The organism is Pedobacter sp. GW456-11-11-14-TSB4, assembly GCF_059424425.1.
Genome location: NZ_JBWKZK010000001.1, coordinates 1,113,169 through 1,130,191, shown reverse-complemented (window position 1 = coordinate 1,130,191; position 17,023 = coordinate 1,113,169). Strand labels below are relative to the sequence as shown.

The 17,023-nt window shown below is 34.1% G+C and carries 14 protein-coding genes; 10 read left to right on the top strand and 4 right to left on the bottom strand.

The genetic code is table 11. The features are described from left to right. Positions 1-21: 21 nt before the first annotated feature. Entirely contained in the window at positions 22-447 is a 426-nt protein-coding gene (gene ybeY / locus AC07XU_RS05065) for an rRNA maturation RNase YbeY (RefSeq protein WP_494942532.1), read from the top strand. 133 nt (positions 448-580) lie between these two features. On the opposite strand, the gene AC07XU_RS05060 is transcribed toward ybeY, so the two are convergent. Together AC07XU_RS05060 and AC07XU_RS05055 are read right to left on the bottom strand one after the other, a co-directional pair. Next, positions 581-1,213 (bottom strand): PepSY-associated TM helix domain-containing protein, encoded by a 633-nt coding sequence (locus AC07XU_RS05060; RefSeq protein ID WP_494942531.1) that lies wholly within the window; start codon positions 1,211-1,213, stop codon positions 581-583. After that, a complete protein-coding gene (locus tag AC07XU_RS05055; RefSeq protein WP_494942530.1) occupies positions 1,214-2,728 on the bottom strand; it encodes a DUF2271 domain-containing protein in 1,515 nt (504 codons plus the stop codon). It lies immediately after the preceding gene. A 1,399-nt stretch (positions 2,729-4,127) separates the two neighbouring features. Between AC07XU_RS05055 and AC07XU_RS05050 the strand changes: the two genes are divergently transcribed. From AC07XU_RS05050 to AC07XU_RS05025, 6 genes are all read left to right on the top strand, one after another. After that, positions 4,128-4,763, top strand: a complete 636-nt coding sequence (locus tag AC07XU_RS05050) for a GIN domain-containing protein (protein WP_494942529.1) — start codon at positions 4,128-4,130, stop codon at positions 4,761-4,763. Between the two features lie 304 nt (positions 4,764-5,067). Further along, positions 5,068-5,742, top strand: a complete 675-nt coding sequence (locus tag AC07XU_RS05045) for an MCP four helix bundle domain-containing protein (protein WP_494942528.1) — start codon at positions 5,068-5,070, stop codon at positions 5,740-5,742. 130 nt (positions 5,743-5,872) lie between these two features. Continuing rightward, the gene (locus AC07XU_RS05040) at positions 5,873-7,741 is read left to right on the top strand and encodes an ABC-F family ATP-binding cassette domain-containing protein (RefSeq protein WP_494942527.1); all 1,869 of its coding nucleotides are present in this window, start codon (positions 5,873-5,875) and stop codon (positions 7,739-7,741) included. Positions 7,742-7,775: 34 nt separating this feature from the next. Continuing rightward, positions 7,776-8,009 (top strand): CBU_0592 family membrane protein, encoded by a 234-nt coding sequence (locus AC07XU_RS05035; protein ID WP_494942526.1) that lies wholly within the window; start codon positions 7,776-7,778, stop codon positions 8,007-8,009. Between the two features lie 52 nt (positions 8,010-8,061). Next, positions 8,062-9,924 carry a tRNA uridine-5-carboxymethylaminomethyl(34) synthesis enzyme MnmG gene (gene mnmG / locus AC07XU_RS05030; RefSeq protein WP_494942525.1) on the top strand — a complete coding sequence of 621 codons (1,863 nt, stop codon included), beginning with the start codon at positions 8,062-8,064 and terminating at the stop codon, positions 9,922-9,924. 133 nt (positions 9,925-10,057) lie between these two features. Beyond that, positions 10,058-11,698, top strand: a complete 1,641-nt coding sequence (locus AC07XU_RS05025) for an Ig-like domain-containing domain (RefSeq protein ID WP_494942524.1) — start codon at positions 10,058-10,060, stop codon at positions 11,696-11,698. Positions 11,699-11,738: 40 nt separating this feature from the next. On the opposite strand, the gene AC07XU_RS05020 is transcribed toward AC07XU_RS05025, so the two are convergent. Further along, positions 11,739-12,251, bottom strand: coding sequence for a gamma carbonic anhydrase family protein (locus AC07XU_RS05020; protein WP_494942523.1), 513 nt, complete (start codon positions 12,249-12,251; stop codon positions 11,739-11,741). A gap of 100 nt (positions 12,252-12,351) precedes the next feature. After that, positions 12,352-13,938, bottom strand: a complete 1,587-nt coding sequence (gene nadB / locus AC07XU_RS05015; RefSeq protein WP_494942522.1) for an L-aspartate oxidase — start codon at positions 13,936-13,938, stop codon at positions 12,352-12,354. 446 nt (positions 13,939-14,384) lie between these two features. Here nadB and nadA point away from each other — a divergent pair, with 446 nt between their 5' ends. From nadA to AC07XU_RS05000, 3 genes are all read left to right on the top strand, one after another. Continuing rightward, on the top strand, positions 14,385-15,383 hold the full coding sequence (gene nadA / locus AC07XU_RS05010; RefSeq protein ID WP_494942521.1) for a quinolinate synthase NadA: 999 nt from the start codon (positions 14,385-14,387) through the stop codon (positions 15,381-15,383). A 90-nt stretch (positions 15,384-15,473) separates the two neighbouring features. Further along, positions 15,474-16,511, top strand: coding sequence for a thiamine-phosphate kinase (thiL, locus tag AC07XU_RS05005; RefSeq protein ID WP_494942993.1), 1,038 nt, complete (start codon positions 15,474-15,476; stop codon positions 16,509-16,511). 172 nt (positions 16,512-16,683) lie between these two features. Further along, positions 16,684-16,914, top strand: a complete 231-nt coding sequence (locus AC07XU_RS05000; protein WP_494942520.1) for a GIY-YIG nuclease family protein — start codon at positions 16,684-16,686, stop codon at positions 16,912-16,914. Positions 16,915-17,023: the final 109 nt, after the last annotated feature.

The window sequence follows — 17,023 nt, the reverse complement described above, 5'->3', positions numbered from 1 at the left end:
GAATGACAAAACTTTTATAAAATGGGCCGCATCAATTTTTTTACCGAAGACATCACGTACACGTTAAAGCATAAAACCATTATCAAAAAATGGATTGAAGCTACAATTACCGAAGAAGGGTATCAATTGCAGGAACTCAACTTCATTTTATGTTCTGACGATTATTTGCTGCGTATAAACCAAGATTTCTTACAACACGACGATTATACCGACGTAATCACTTTCGATAACTCAGAGGAGCTTAAAACGATTGTAGGTGATATTTTTATCAGCATTGATAGAATTAAAGAAAACGCTGCCAATTTTAAATCAGCTACGCTAAGTGAACTTTGCAGAGTAATTATTCACGGAACTTTGCATTTGCTTGGCTACAAAGACAAAACTAAAAAAGCTAAAAATTTAATGACAGAGAAGGAAGATTTTTATTTGGCAAAGCTGGATTTTTGATTTAACACATTCGTCACCCTGAATTCATTTCAGGGTCTGTTCAACATAAAACAGCATTAAAAAAGCTCGTCTAAAATGCAATGGCAATACCGATCTCTCAGTCGTTCCTTCTTCGAGATGACGTGAGAATTGATTAGGGCACAAAAATTACGTAAATCAGGTAACAAATAATCAACCCGATTACTCCGCTTACCAATCCCGCTACCCTTCTCTTTTTCATAAAAAGCAGCAAAATCAATCCGCTTAGTGAAACTAAGATTAAAAATATGGCTGAAATATCTATTACCCAAGCCCAACCTGAGCCAGAATCGCGGCCTTTGTGCAAATCGTTCATTACAGCAACAGCACCCATTTTAATTTCCGAAGCTTCGTATTTTCCGTTTGTTCTATCAATAAAAGCATCAAAACCATAAGCTGGTCCTTTTAGCGATACGCTAATTTCAGCATCATCAATTCTAATCTCGCTTACGAAGCCTTTAGCATTATGTTTCTTCCTAAAAAATTCTACAATTTCTAGCTTCGCAACCTTGGTTGTATCAGGGTTATTTACCCAATTTGCATTAAGCTCACCATTATATTTGCTTTCAACTTGTTTATCGCCACCAAACCAACTTGGGTGATTTAAAGTCAAACCCGTAACAGAAAAAAACAGCACAATGGCAAAACTTACCATTGAAAGGTAGATGTGTAACCAACGCGAAAGTTTGGCTACTTCCTTTTTAGGATTATTTGCTTTAACAGGTTTTTTATGAGCAATCACAGCCATTTATTTTTTACGAAAATCGAATGTTACATTAGAGATTTCTACATTCCCTTTATTTGATACCTTTCTTGCTGCCTTTTTAAACTCCATCTGCTGACGCAAAATTTCATCGGTACCGTGCTCTTTAGATGTTTCTATATTAATAGTATAAACACCTTGAGCTACATAATCTCCTTTGTCATTTTTACCATCCCATTTTATAGTATACTTACCCGGATTACGTGTTGCGCCTGTAACCGAAGCATAATTTTTATTATCCGCTTTAAATTTTTCGCCGTTAATTTTATACCAATTTCTTAAATCAGGCACCCATCTGGCTTTATTAAACCATAACGCTAAATTCCTAACCGCTTCTTTTTTATCATTTTCTACCCAAATTGCAGCAAACGGACGATGGCTATTGCCCTCAATTTTATTAAATTCAAAACCAATACTGAGCTCAAACTTCGGGTCCCAGGCTTTTTCTGAACCCACCATAATCGCCTGCTCAGGCGTTTTTTCTATAGTTTTTTCAGCATCAATAAAAGATTTCCAATTTGTACTTGCTATTTGTTTGCCTTCTTTAGTAATCAATAAATATTCAGCTCCGTTAATTGTTGCCGCTAATGCTTTTGCCTCATTTATATTTAGCACGTTAAAAGCTGTTGCCAAAGCCCCTGCATCTGTAGCGTTATTGGCAATTACTGTGGCGCTAATTACATTTTCAACAGGTTTTGCCGTACGTGGATCAATAATATGAGAATACCATTGCTTGCCAATTTGATTGCCTCGTCTATAATTTCCACTGGTAGCAATAGCCTTATTACTTACCAAAAGCTTTGCTAATGGAGCATCATTTTCTGCATTTGCTAAAGGATTTGTAACATAAACCGCATCTTTAACATCGCCTTTAATCACCAAATCTCCTCCAATGTTTACCACTGCCGAAGTAATATCTGCAGACTTTAAAGCAGCCTCACAAGCTAAATTTACGATATAGCTTTTGGCAAAAGTATTCATTACCAATGGTGCATTTGTTAATCTTGTTGCCGTAAGGTTTGCCTCATCTAACTGATAATGCTGCTGTTGCATTACATTAACCGCATCTTTAATTTGCAATTTCGACGGTAAAATATTTGTAGTTGCCGCATTTGTCCACAATTTACTAGCTACAGCTGCCGAAGCATTTAAAGCTCCATTGCTGCGTATTCTCCAATCTTCAAAAAGGCTAAGCATAGTAAACAATTCTGCAGAAACTTTTACGGGTTTGTTCAAATCTTGCCTCATCCAGCTATTAAATTCGCTATTGCTATCATAAGCACTAAGAATTAATGCCAATCTATCAATTTCTTTTAAAGCGGCTTCTTCTGCCTTTTCTGCTTGTACGGTTGATGTTGTAGTAAACTTAAATTCGAGTGATGTACCTAATACGTTTTCGTAGTTGGCCACATAAAGCTGTGTTTTCTTCGGAGTTGGCTCATCTATTTTAGGCGCAAAAGAAAGCAACAAAATGGTTGCTAAAGAAGTAATAATCTTCATAGTGGTTGGGGTTTATGCAAAGCAAAAGTAAAATCTAATTTGTATTCTTAATCTGTTTCTGACTATTTTTTTTATCAAATGGTTTAACGGCACTTTACAAATGATTTTTTAATTTTTTGTAAATGATAGTTAGCAAATAATGGCGGCCTGCATTCCCGTTGTTCGCTATATCCCCGATAAATCGGGGTATGCCGCTGCCACCGGGTTTATATTGAATGGTGAGTTCAAAACGCCAATAAATGCAGATGCTTGGTTTTTAGCTCTGGTATAAATGGTACTCCAATGTCATTAAGGTAAGAGCTTAAAATGATTGTTAACTATTAATTTCTGTCTGAATTCCCATTGTTCGCTACATCCCCGATGAACCAGCTATCATGTGGACACAATTATTAGGTCATTTTCGCTCTATGCCGCGGGGCATGTTACTTTTGAGGCATCAAAAGTAACCAAAAATGCTTGTCAATCCCGCTATGTGCCTTATCACAACCCTTCGCTCATCAAAAAAACAGCGGCACTTCGTTTTGTTCGTTTGCAATAAATCAAAGGCATCTGCAAACCCGAACACAAAACCACTGCATTAAAGGTTTGGAACTGCTATTTGTTCTATGGTACTCCTGTTTTTTTTGATTTGGCTGGCACTGGGGATTGACGATCGTTCTTGGTATAGGCTTGTGAATTTATTAATAGATGTAACAAATTGCCAACATGCAATCTATCAAAAAGATGTTTCCACACGATAGCGATAAATCGGTTTATGTCGCTGCCATCGGGTTTATTATGAACAGTAGGTTCAAAACGCCAATAGATGCAGTCGCTTTGTTCTTGGTCCTGGGGTGAAGCGCTGCCCGGATGTCATGAATTTTGCTAAAATCCAGAGGGTTTTAATGTTTATAGAACATTAATAAGGTGTTTTATATACGACCCCAAAGGGGTCGAACATCGGAAATGTTAAATATCTATAAACATTTGACCTCTTTGAGGTCATGTAAATTATTAACCTAATGACATTAAGTCTTATGCCGCTGCCACCGGGTTTATTATGAACGGTGGGTTCATGCCGCAAATAGATGCAGTCGGTTTGTTTTTAGCCCTTGGTGAAGCGGCACCCCGCAGTAAGGAGCATAGCGACGAAGCGAGGCGTACAAGCGAAACAAAGGAACAAATTTGATGAATTGAACTGGTTTTGCGCTTCTAAAAACAAAAATCATTTGATTATCTGACTAAAAATTACATCGGGTTTGTCGAAATATTACAGGCGTTTGTCGACAGTTACATGATGTAGGTATAATACAGGCATTTACGCTGCAACTTTTAGCGCTTGGCGCAGTCTTATATTCGAAACCAGCTTAAAATAATTGGTTTAAAACAAACGATTTAAAAACATTAAAATATAAAGATCATGAAAAATTCTATCAAAAACTTAGCAGCAGCATTAACTTTAACAGGTGTATTATTTACTGGTTCTGCATTTGCAAACAAAACTACAGATAACCAACAAGTAACGGTTTTAGCCGAAGTTAAAAAAGTGAACAAGATAAATGTATCTGGAAATGTTGAGTTAATTTTAGTACAAAGTGCAGATGAAAGCGTAAAAGTTTACGACAACTATTTTGCTAAAAACGCATTGGTACAACAAAAAAATGGCGAGTTGCGCATTAGCTCTTTCGAAAAAGAAACCTTAACGGTTGTGGTTTATGCAGCTCAAATTAATGAAATTACCGCTTCTAATGATGCTAGTGTAAAAACCTTCGGAAAATTTACTGGCCTTGACTTATCGGTTAACTTAAAAGATAACGCAACAGCTCAATTAAACACCAGCACAATTAGCTTAAATACCAATGTAAATGGTAATGCAAAATTAACTTTAGCCGGCACTACTGAAACTTTAAATGCTGTTTTAGGTAGCGTAGCAAAAGTAAACATGGATCAGTTTGTGGCACAAAGTACAAGCATTAAATCAAATAATGTTATGGTAGCAAAAGCAAGCGTTTATGCACCTGCTTTACCAGCATCAGATGATTTTGTAGCACTTTAAAATTCATAACACATCATAAATTTTAGTTTAGTTTTAGTTTAAAAATGCAGATGGATGTCTGCATTTTTTTTTGCTCTATAGCACTTTTTACTTGAGCTTATTTTTTGCTATGATTATACTTTTTAGTTATGAATCACTACTTAGCAATAAATCTAATCTGTTTCAAACCACAGATCAATACAGATTTTTATTTTTAACTGAAACCCTTTTAGCTGTGTTCATTCCATCTACCTGTAGCTCATATTTAACTATTAGTTAAATCAAATATCTTTGGTTAATTTGCGGTTAACCAAATGTAATAAACATGAGATCTACCCATTCGATTAAGCAAAAAACCAAGGTTGCTGTTTTACTTTTTTGCATCATGGTTTGTACCATTTTAATTAGGGTTTTAGAAGATCATAGCATTAAAAAAATGGGTAACGCCTTTGCTTCCTTGTATAACGATAGGTTAATTCCGGCTACCGATTTATTCTATATTTCTGAAAGCATTTATGCCAAACGTTTTCTGGTTGATAACCATTTAAACGCAACAACGGTTGATGACAATTTGAATGAAAAACTAACTAAACACAATAACACTATTGATTCGCTGCTTAAGAAATACGAACAAACATTTTTGGTTAGAAACGAGAAAAACCATTTGATACAACTGAAAGGCAAACTACTAGCCAACAAAAAATTAGAAGCTAAAATTGTGATTATTCCCGGTAATGCAACTGCTGCAACTCGACTTGAGTTTAATAAAGCAGCCAGTAAATCATATCAAGAAATATTCGAAAATCTGACAGCTTTAACTAAAATTCAAACCAAAGTTGGAGAAGAATTGATTAAAGAATCCAAAAGCATCATCGCGGGTACCAATATTTATTCGAATATTCAATTGGTTTTGGCTGTGGTTATTGGTATTTTAATTGTTTCTATCATGTTTACCTCTAATGTAATTAAAGTAAAACAAGAGAAATTTAATTTGAATTAGGATATCGGCAACTTTCATTTAGCAATTTTTAAGTAATTCTTTTGCATGGAATTACTCCTATCGCCGTTACCAAAATTTTAATCCTTACTTTTGCAGTAATTTTCTCACACATTATTCGTTAAAAAACACTTTGAGTACACTAATTGCAGCCGAAGGCTTAGGCCATGGATACCATGATGAATGGCTTTTCAAAAATTTAACACTGGGCATTAACCCTGGTCAACGCGTAGCGTTGGTTGGTATAAATGGTGCTGGTAAAAGTACCCTTTTAAAATTATTAGCCGAACGTTTTTCTCCGCTAGAAGGAAAAATTGTAAAAAATAAAGCAGTTAAAATCGGCTTTTTAGATCAAGAACCTTCGTTTCCGGATGGCTATTCGATAAGTGATTTCATCTTCTCTTTAGAAAATAAGCAGCAACAGCTGATTAAGGAATACGAGGAATTGATTGAAGATCCTAATCCAGATGAGAAAACATTAAACCGTTTATATGAAGAACTAAGCGAGCATAATGCCTGGGAATACGAGCACGAAATCAAAACGATTTTGAGCAGAATGGGCATCAATCATTTGCAACAAAAAATTGCAACACTTTCTGGTGGACAGAAAAAACGCCTGGCTTTGGCTAAATTGTTAATCGAAGATCCAGAGATTTATGTATTAGATGAGCCAACCAACCATTTAGATATTGATACAATTGAGTGGCTAGAAAAGTTGTTGACATCTGGTAATAAAACCATTCTTTTAGTTACTCATGATCGCTACTTTTTAGATAATGTTTGTAATACGATTGTTGAGTTAGACAGAGGAAAAATTTATAATTACAATGGAAATTATGCCTTTTTCTTAGAAAAGAAAAGCGAACGCGAAGCTTCAGACGAGAGTACTTTTCAGAAGAACAAAAACCTATTGAAGAAAGAATTGGAATGGATGAGGCGCATGCCGGCTGCTCGTACAGTGAAATCTCAATCTCGAGTTAATGCTTTTTATGATTTAGAAGATAAAACCAAACAACGTTCTGACAATCAAAAGGTTACGCTTAATGTAAAGATGTCTCGTCAGGGAAATAAAATTTTAGAGTTAAATCATATCGGGCAAACCTTTGATGATAAAAAAATCATTAACGATTTCAATTACGTTTTTAAAAGAGGAGATAGAATTGGTTTAGCTGGTAAAAATGGAACTGGTAAATCAACTTTGTTAAATATTATTACCGGATTTTTAAAACCAGAAAAAGGAAATGTTGACGTTGGAGATACCACGGTTTACGGATATTATAAGCAAGGTGGATTAGCTTTTAATGAAAAAGAAAGAGTTATTGATATCGTTAAATCTGATGCAGAATATATAAAAATGGCAGACGGACAAACGATTTCTGCTTCTGCCCTACTAACATTATTTCTTTTCCCTCCTAAAAAACAACATGGTATGGTAGAGAAATTAAGCGGCGGCGAAAAGAAGCGTTTGCACTTGATGAAGGTGTTAATGCAAAATCCCAACTTCTTAATTTTAGATGAGCCTACCAATGATTTGGATATTGATACGCTAAATGTATTAGAAGAATTTTTAGAGAATTTCCCTGGTGTGTTAATTTTAGTTTCACACGATAGATATCTACTTGATAAAATGAGTGAGCAATTATTCATTATGGAAGGTGAAGGAAATGTGAGTATCTACAATGGAAATTATTCTGAATATCGCATTAGCTTAGACACTCCAAAAGAAAATCAAATTAATAAAAAGGCTATTGCAGAAGAGACTAAATCTGTATCCTCTGGAAAAAAATTATCATTTAAAGAGCAAAAAGAGTTGGATGAAATTGAAGAAAGAGTTGCAGAAAAAGAAAATGAAATTGAAGAATTAACCAAATCTTTAACCTCAATTGAGGCCACTGATTACTTAAAAATCCAAGAAACTTCTGAGAAAATAGAAGTCTTAAACAGTGAGCTGGAGACGATCATGGAACGTTGGGTTGAACTCTCTGACAAAACAAATTCATAAAATGAAGCCTTCACACTTAATTCCTACCGTCGTCTTGAGTTTTTTATTAATTGCATTTTTTACACAGAGTTTGAAATTAATTAAATCTGAAGGTGAAATTTACGGTCTATTGAATTTATTTATAGCAGCAATTGCTGGTTATGCATCATGGTTGATTCAATTTTATCCTTTTGTATTTTTAGAAGGCGTTTGGTGCCGAGTTGCTATATACAGCTTAGTTAAAAAGAAAAACATCAGTCTGGTTTCACGTGAAACAACAGCTGATTGAAAAGAATTTTAAATTGATTTATAAACGTTTCACGTGAAACAAATTAAATAAAATGTTTAGAGAATACGATGTAATAGTTGTCGGTGCTGGTCACGCAGGTTGTGAAGCAGCAGCTGCCGCAGCAAACTTAGGCTCTTCAGTTCTACTGATAACCATGAACATGGAGACCATAGCGCAGATGAGTTGCAACCCGGCTATGGGCGGTGTTGCTAAAGGTCAAATCGTAAGAGAGATTGATGCTATGGGTGGATACTCTGGTATTATAGCGGATAAAACTACTTTGCAGTTTAGAATGCTCAATAAGTCTAAAGGACCAGCGATGTGGAGCCCAAGAGCTCAAAACGATAGAAAAAGATTTGCTGAAGAATGGAGATTGGCATTAGAGGCAACACCCAATGTAGACTTTTGGCAAGAAATGGTAGGTAGTTTAATCATTAAAAACAATACCGTTGTTGGTGTTAAAACTGCGCTTGGTGTTGAGATTTATGGCAAATCTGTAGTGCTCACAAATGGAACATTCTTAAATGGTATTATCCATATCGGTGAGAAAAAATTTGGAGGCGGAAGAACTGGAGAGAAATCTGCAACGGGTTTAACTGAACAATTAACCGAATTAGGTTTTGAAGCAGGAAGGATGAAAACCGGAACTCCACCCCGAGTTGATGGAAGATCATTAAATTACAGTTTGATGGAAGAACAATGGGGAGATGAAAATCCAGGGCGTTTCTCTTATACAAATGTGGAGAGACCGACTGATCAACGTTGCTGCTGGATTACCTATACCAATGGAAATGTTCATGAAACATTAAAAGAAGGATTTGAAAAATCGCCAATGTTCACGGGCAGAATTAAAGGTTTAGGGCCTAGATATTGTCCATCCATTGAAGATAAAATAAATCGCTTTGCGGAAAGAGAAAGGCACCAAATTTTTGTAGAGCCTGAAGGATGGAATACCTGTGAGATCTATGTAAATGGTTTTTCTACTTCCCTACCAGAAGATGTGCAATATAAAGCCTTAACACAAATTCCAGGATTTGAGAATGCTAAAATGTTTAGACCAGGTTATGCAATAGAATATGATTATTTTCCACCTACCCAGTTAACTTTAACTTTAGAAACCAAATTAATTAGTAATTTATTTTTTGCAGGGCAAATAAATGGCACAACAGGTTACGAAGAGGCTGCTAGTCAGGGCTTTATAGCTGGTATAAACGCACATCAGAAAGTTACTGATCAACATGAATTGATTATGAAACGCTCTGAATCATATATTGGTGTATTGATTGATGATTTGGTAACAAAAGGAACAGAAGAGCCGTATAGAATGTTTACATCGAGAGCAGAGCATAGATTATTATTGCGTCAAGACAATGCGGATATAAGGCTCTCCCCTATTGCGCACAAACTTGGTTTAATTAATGATGAACGACTGGCTTTAGTAAATGAAAAAATTGCCAACTCTGATGCAATTGTAGAATTTACGAGAAAGCAAGGTATAGAAATGAGCCAGGCTAATGAGCTTTTGGAAACTTTAGGTACAGCTGCTTTAAATCAGAATGTAAAATTATTTAATATATTGAGCAGACCTCAAGTTGGCATTGAAGACATTAGAAAAGTAAGTAAACCTTTTAATGATCTCCTTAATAAATTTGATGTTGAAACAGTAGAGCAAGCTGAAATAAAAATAAAATATGAAAGCTATTTCGAAAAAGAAAACGAGATTGTAAATAAAATGCAAAAAATGGAAGATAAAAATATCAATCCAGATTTTGACTACAATAAGCTGTTATCACTTTCAAAAGAGGCTAGAGAAAAACTATTAAAAATTAAACCAAGAACTTTAGGTCAGGCATCAAGAATTTCAGGTGTTTCTCCTTCAGATATCTCTGTTTTGATGGTTCATATTACAAAATAAGCTCTATATATTTGATTATCAATTAATTAAAACATAAATTTATTTGACTTATTTTTAAGCGATTTAAGCGGTTTTTTCGTTTTGTTAATGATAATCATCAAAAACAATATAAAATTAAATACATACAATAAAAATGTACAAAAACAGAAGGCAGCTTAGTACACGGTATTTTTATTATCTATTATTAATGGTAGGCTTAATTTATAGCTGCGCAAGTATACAAATGCCACAAGGTGGACCAAAAGATACAGCACCACCAAAGGTTTTAAGAATGGAGCCCAAAGATTTAAGCACAAATTTTAAAGCTAACAAAATTACAATCGACTTTGATGAATTTATTAAACTGGCAAATGAGTTTAAAGAATTTTCTATTTCGCCAGAAATGGAAAAGCCACCTATTTTAAAAGCTAAACTAAGAAGGCTAGAAATTGAGTTACAAGATTCATTAGAAAAAAATACAACCTATACTTTAAACTTCGGTAAAGCAATTGCAGATATTACAGAAGGCAACTTTATAAAAAACTTTACTTATGTTTTCTCTACTGGTCCTACCCTAGATTCGCTAACTGTTGGTGGAAATGTTAAAAACGCATTAACTGGTGCAAACGAAATAGATGCTTTGGTATTTATATTACCTTTAGCAAGAGACACCATCTTTGGAAAAAAGAAACCTTCATTTTTTACTTTAACCGATAGTAGCGGAAACTTTAAACTTAGAAATTTAAGAAAAGATACTTACAAGATTTACGCTTTAAAAGAAACTGGAGGAGATAAAATTTATCAGCAATTTACTGATGAGATTGGCTTTATAAAAGAACCTTTTGTTTTAGATAAGAATATAGATACCCTAAAACTTAAAATATTTAAGGAGTTAGCGAAAGATTTTAGAATTGTTGATAGAAGATTGAATACTGACGGTAGCATTAACATGGAATTTAATCAGCGTTTGCGCAAACCTGAAATTAAAGTAATTGAACCTGCTGCCGTTGATGTAGGAAAAGTTGTGAGATTTACCAAAAATAACGATTCTCTCAAACTTTGGCTTAAAGATTTATCATTCGACTCGGTTAAAGTTGCCATATTTGATGATGGAAAAGGATTAGATACAGTAAAATTTACTAGAGCAAAAAAAGACACGTATACTAGAAACATACAAGCTGGCGATAATTTGGTTGGGAACATGCTCAATCCCTTTAGAGATTTAAAACTCAACTTCAATTTCCCAATAGAAAATATAGATATTTCTAAAGTAACACTTTTAGAAGATTCTATACCTAGAAAAGGATTTACCCTTACAAAAGATAGTTTAGATATTTTATCTTATTATTTAACGTTTCCTTGGAAGAAGAAAGAAAAATATATTCTTAAAATTGGAGAAAATGCAGTTACGGGATTGCTTAATGCTAAGAATAAAGAAATTACTAAATCTTTTGAACTAGATGAAGCTGACAATTACAGTTCTTTATACATCAATGTTACTGTACCTGATACCACTAAAAACTACATTTTAGAATTAGTAAATGAAAAAAAGGATATTGTTGTTGGTAGTCAGCGGATTTTGAAAAGTGGCCAAGTAATTTTTGCAAATTATAAATCTGGTATTTACTATGCCCGCATTGTTTACGATGACAATAAAAATGGAATTTGGGATACTGGAAATATAGCTCAAGGCATACAGCCAGAACAAATTTGGTACGAGCCAAAAGAGTTTTCTATTAGAGCAAACTTTGAAAGAAGAGAGCAAATGATTATACCTAAAACCCCAAACCCCTAAAGGGAATTCTTAAATTCCTAGCAAATCCTATTTAGGTGATTTAGCTGTTAAACCACCCTGAATACATGATGTAATTATCAGGTAACTTATTCAATAAAGCCCGTTGCTCTTCAGTAATGGGCTTTATTTTTTTTGCAGGTGTACCAGCGTATAGATAGCCTGTTTCACATATTGTATTTTCTAAAACAACAGAACCGGCTGCAATGATACAATACTCTTCTACAATTGCATTGTCCATCACAATGGCACCCATACCTATTAACACATTATCTTTTACCTCACAACCGTGCACTATTGCATTATGGCCAACAGAAACTCTATTACCGATAAATGTGGCAGCTTTTAAATAGGTGGCATGGATCACAGCTCCGTCTTGTATATTGCTATCATTACCAATGGTGATGCTGTTTACATCGCCCCTAATTACAGCATTAAACCAAACAGAACAATTATTGCCCATTACAACATCGCCAACTATGGTGGCATTAGGTGCAATGAAACATTTCTCTCCCCATTTTGGGTGGATATCTTTAACTGGTAGTATTATTGGCATTTTATTTTGTATTGAGCTGTGAGTACTGAGTCAATGTGCATGTCAGTCTGAGCTTGTCGAAGATCCAAAAGCAAATCCTTCGACAAGCTCAGGATGACAACTATATAATTGTATCTATTAATTCATTTTGATGCTTTGGATAATCTGTAGTATAATGTAATCCCCTACTTTCTTTTCTGGCTTTGGCAGATTTAATGATCATATAAGCAACTTGAATTACATTACGCAATTCGCAAAGTTTAACAGAAACTTTATTCTTTTTATAAAATTCTTCAGTCTCTTCATATAACAAAAACAAGCGTCTCATTGCTCGGTCTAATCTAAAATCAGATCGAACAATACCAACATAATCACTCATTACTTTTTGAGTTTCACGTAGGTTATGTGTAACCAGAATTTCTTCGTTAGATTGTGTTACACCTTGCTCATTCCACTCCGGAATCTCATCAGGTATTACATTTGTTTTATAATTTTCTAAAGCTGATAAGTAAATACGATGTGCAAAAACTGTAGCTTCTAGTAAAGAATTTGAAGCTAATCTATTGGCTCCATGCAAACCTGTTGAAGAAACTTCGCCGCAGGCATATAAATTTTTAATAGAAGATCTACCATATTCATCAACCAAAATACCGCCACACATGTAATGAGATGCAGGTGTAACTGGTATAAAATCTTTAGTCATATCTATACCAATAGAAAGACATTTAGCATAAATGTTAGGAAAATGTTGTAAAATATCTTCCTTATTTCTCATGGTAATATCGAGATAAACAAAATCATCACCAGATTTTTTCATCTCATTATCAACCGCACGGGCTACGATATCACGTGGTGCTAATGATCCACGCTCATCATACTCGTACATAAATTCTTCACCATTTCTTCTTCTTAATACACCTCCAAAACCTCTCACAGCTTCGGATATTAAAAAGGATGGATACTCTCCAGGATGATATAAAGCTGTTGGATGGAACTGAATAAATTCCATATTCCTAACTTTTCCTTTCGCTCTGTATACCATTGCCATTCCATCGCCTGTGGCAATTACTGGGTTTGTGGTGTTAGAATATACATGACCAGCACCACCACTTGCCATTAAAGTAACATTTGCCAAAATCTTTTCCACATCGTTAAGCTCTGTGTTAAAGGCATATATACCATAACAGTTAATATCTTCACTACTCTTATCAACATGTTTACCAAGGTGGTGTTGGGTAATTAACTCTAAACAAAAGTAATGTGTTAATATCTCGATGTTCGGATTTGCATGAATTTGCTTTAGCAAAATACGCTCAATCTCATAGCCGGTTATATCCTTAAAGTGCAAAACTCTATGCTCCGAATGGCCGCCTTCTTTAGCTAAATCATAATCACCAGCATTGGTTCTATCAAAGTTAATCCCGTAATCTATAATCTCTTGTATTCTTTGTGGACCCTCTTTTACTACAATTTCCACAATTTTTTCATCACATAAACCATCGCCAGCTATCAACGTATCTTCTATATGTTTTTCAAAAGAATCAGATTCATCTACCACAACAGCAACTCCACCTTGTGCATATTTTGTATTAGATTCGTCTTCGTTAGATTTGGTAACAATTAGCACTTTACCATGCTGGGCAGCCTTTAAAGCGAAACTCAAACCAGCAATACCAGAACCTATAACTAAAAAATCAGCTTTCCTCATTAATTTTAACGTAAATCAACAACATGTTAACAACATCTTAAATAGTGTGAATAGAATGTATAAATTAAACTAACAACTATTTTTGAATGTTTAAAGCTAAGCTAAAAAGGTAATTTGACACAATCTTTTACATTATTTTTAAGCAACTTTGCATAGTTTATCAACTATTTGATACAAAACTAACAATACACATTTTGATATTGATAAATTTATAAGGCAAAAAGTATAACGTTGTAAATCAACCCAATTTTAAAATAAAAATGAATATAAAATGTTGGTAAGTATGTGATAACTTATGTTTCACTATTAAATTTAAGAACTTACTCACAATACCAACACCTTAATAAGTAATAAGATTCTTTTAAATATAAAATAATTAGAATCTATTGTACTGTTGAAACTCGGTATCTTTACAAAAGTTAGCCGCCAATAAAAAAGAATTGATAATGACATTAGAAGTTTTAGAAGAATTAAATAAAAAGGGATTTGTTGATGAGCACATTGATCCTACCCTAGATTTATTTGATGAAATTGAAAAATTAAAGAAAGAAAAAAACGCTGTAATATTAGCTCATTATTATCAAGAACCTGATATACAAGATATTGCAGATTATATTGGAGATAGTTTAGGCTTATCTCAAGAAGCAGCTAAAACTGATGCAGACATTATCGTTTTTGCAGGCGTACATTTTATGGCAGAAACTGCGAAGATTTTATCTCCACAAAAAACAGTTTTATTGCCAGATTTAAAGGCTGGTTGTTCTTTGGCTGATAGTTGTCCACCTCACCTGTTTAAAAAGTTTAAAGAAAAATATCCAGATCACCTGGTAATTACCTATGTAAATTGTACAGCAGAGCTGAAGGCTTTAAGTGATATTGTTTGTACTTCAACAAATGCGGTACAAATTGTGGAAAGCTTACCGAAAGATCAGAAAATTATTTTTGGTCCGGATAAAAACTTAGGTGCTTGGGTAGCCAAAAAAACAGGTAGGGATTTGGTATTGTGGAATGGTGCATGCATGGTGCATGAAATTTTTTCTAGAGAGAAAATAACCAAGTTAAAAGAACGCCATCCAAATGCTAAGTTTATTGCACATCCAGAATGTGAAGAGGCTGTTTTGACAATGGCCGATTATATTGGAAGTACAACTGGATTGCTAAAATATGCGATAAACAATGATGCTAAAGAGTTTATTGTAGCTACAGAAAGTGGAATTATACACCAAATGGAAAAAGCATGCCCTAATAAAACATTTATTCCGGCACCTCCAAATAATAGTTGTGCTTGTAACGATTGCCCTTACATGAAAAGAAATACATTAGAGAAACTGTATCTGTGTTTAAAAAATGGTTTACCAGAGGTTACAGTACCAGAAAATATCATTGTAGAAGCTCGTAAACCGATAGAAAGAATGTTAGAAATTTCTGCAAGATTAGGGTTGTAAATAATCATCCGTCACCCTGAATTTATTTCAGGGTCTGCTTTGTTAAAAAGATGCTGAAATAAATTCAGCATGACGAAAGAAATAAAAATTATGTTTGAAAATAAAGAACGCACAGCGATATCAGAATTAGGAGAATTCGGTTTAATAAAACACTTAACAACTAACTTTAAAATACAGCATGAAACCAGTGCAAAAGGCATAGGTGATGATGCTGCCGTATTAGATTTTAAAGATCAAGTGTTAATATCTACCGATTTATTGTTAGAAGGAATACACTTTGATTTGGCTTATGTACCATTGATGCATTTAGGGTATAAAGCTGTTCAGGTTAACTTAAGTGATATTTATGCAATGAACGGAATTGCTACTCAAATAACTGTTTCTATAGGCATTTCGAGTAAATTTCCATTAGAAGCTGTTGAAGAAATTTATAAAGGAATTGAGTTGGCTTGTAATAAATTTAACATCGATTTAATTGGTGGAGATACCTCTTCGAGTAAGCAAGGTTTGGTAATTTCTGTAACTAGTATTGGTCATGCAGCAGCTGAAGATATTTGCTATAGAAATGGTGCTGAAGAAGGTGATTTATTATGTGTTTCTGGAGATTTGGGTGGTGCTTACGTAGGTTTACAAATTTTAGAAAGAGAGAAATTGATTTTTTTAGAAAACCCTCAATTACAGCCAGATTTAGAAGGCAAGGATTATATTATTGAACGCCAATTGAAACCAGAGGGAAGAAGAGATATTGTTGATTTATTAGCTCAAATGAAGATCAAACCAACATCAATGATTGATGTTTCTGATGGTTTAGCTTCAGAAATTTTGCACATCTGTACACAATCTGAAAAAGGTTGTACTTTGTATGAAGAGAAAATTCCTATCGACCCGATGACTTATGAAACTGCCCGTGAATTAGGCTTAGATCCGACGGTTTGCGCTTTAAATGGTGGCGAAGATTATGAGTTGTTATTCACTATTAAACAAAGTGATTATGCAAAGCTGAAAAATGATGTTGATATCAGTATAATAGGTCATATCACTGATAAAAATTCAGGATGTAATATGATCAGTAAATCTAATGTTTCGCATGAGCTAAAAGCCCAAGGTTGGAATGCTTTTAAAGGGTAAATTATAAGATTTATTTGAGCTCCGTCATTCCCGCGTAGGCGGGAATCGTAAAGGGATAAAAAGGTAACACTTAAGTATTAACTATAGCATTACGATACCCAGTCAAGCTGGGTATGACGACCTTTGAAAATATTATTTCGTTAACAAGTTAGTTAAATCAATTGTATTAATCATGGAAAGAGGAGGCTGTGTATATATTTTAACTAATGTATATAACACTGTCCTCTATGTTGGAGTGACATCAGATTTATATTCAAGAATAATTGAACATAGAAATAAAATTCATAGTGAATCATTTACTGCAAAATACAATTGCTATAAACTTGTATATTTTCAAATGTATTCCACTATTGAAGAAGCTATTGGAATTGAAAAAAGGTTAAAAAAGTGGAATAGGGATTAGAAAATTAATTTGATAGAAAAAGATAATCCAAACTGGTTAGATTTATTTAGCGAGGATTTATAAACTATTCCGTCATTCCCGTGAAAACGGGAATCGTACACTCCGTCAT

What these genes read in the sequence shown, in the direction of transcription:
- ybeY (WP_494942532.1), top strand. Translation starts at nt 22, where the DNA reads ATGGGCCGCATCAATTTTTTTACCGAAGACATCACGTACACGTTAAAG.
- AC07XU_RS05045 (WP_494942528.1), top strand. Translation starts at nt 5,068, where the DNA reads ATGAGATCTACCCATTCGATTAAGCAAAAAACCAAGGTTGCTGTTTTA.
- AC07XU_RS05055 (WP_494942530.1), bottom strand. Translation starts at nt 2,728, where the DNA reads ATGAAGATTATTACTTCTTTAGCAACCATTTTGTTGCTTTCTTTTGCG.
- nadA (WP_494942521.1), top strand. Translation starts at nt 14,385, where the DNA reads ATGACATTAGAAGTTTTAGAAGAATTAAATAAAAAGGGATTTGTTGAT.
- thiL (WP_494942993.1), top strand. Translation starts at nt 15,474, where the DNA reads ATGTTTGAAAATAAAGAACGCACAGCGATATCAGAATTAGGAGAATTC.
- mnmG (WP_494942525.1), top strand. Translation starts at nt 8,062, where the DNA reads ATGTTTAGAGAATACGATGTAATAGTTGTCGGTGCTGGTCACGCAGGT.
- AC07XU_RS05000 (WP_494942520.1), top strand. Translation starts at nt 16,684, where the DNA reads ATGGAAAGAGGAGGCTGTGTATATATTTTAACTAATGTATATAACACT.
- AC07XU_RS05025 (WP_494942524.1), top strand. Translation starts at nt 10,058, where the DNA reads ATGTACAAAAACAGAAGGCAGCTTAGTACACGGTATTTTTATTATCTA.
- nadB (WP_494942522.1), bottom strand. Translation starts at nt 13,938, where the DNA reads ATGAGGAAAGCTGATTTTTTAGTTATAGGTTCTGGTATTGCTGGTTTG.
- AC07XU_RS05020 (WP_494942523.1), bottom strand. Translation starts at nt 12,251, where the DNA reads ATGCCAATAATACTACCAGTTAAAGATATCCACCCAAAATGGGGAGAG.
- AC07XU_RS05050 (WP_494942529.1), top strand. Translation starts at nt 4,128, where the DNA reads ATGAAAAATTCTATCAAAAACTTAGCAGCAGCATTAACTTTAACAGGT.
- AC07XU_RS05060 (WP_494942531.1), bottom strand. Translation starts at nt 1,213, where the DNA reads ATGGCTGTGATTGCTCATAAAAAACCTGTTAAAGCAAATAATCCTAAA.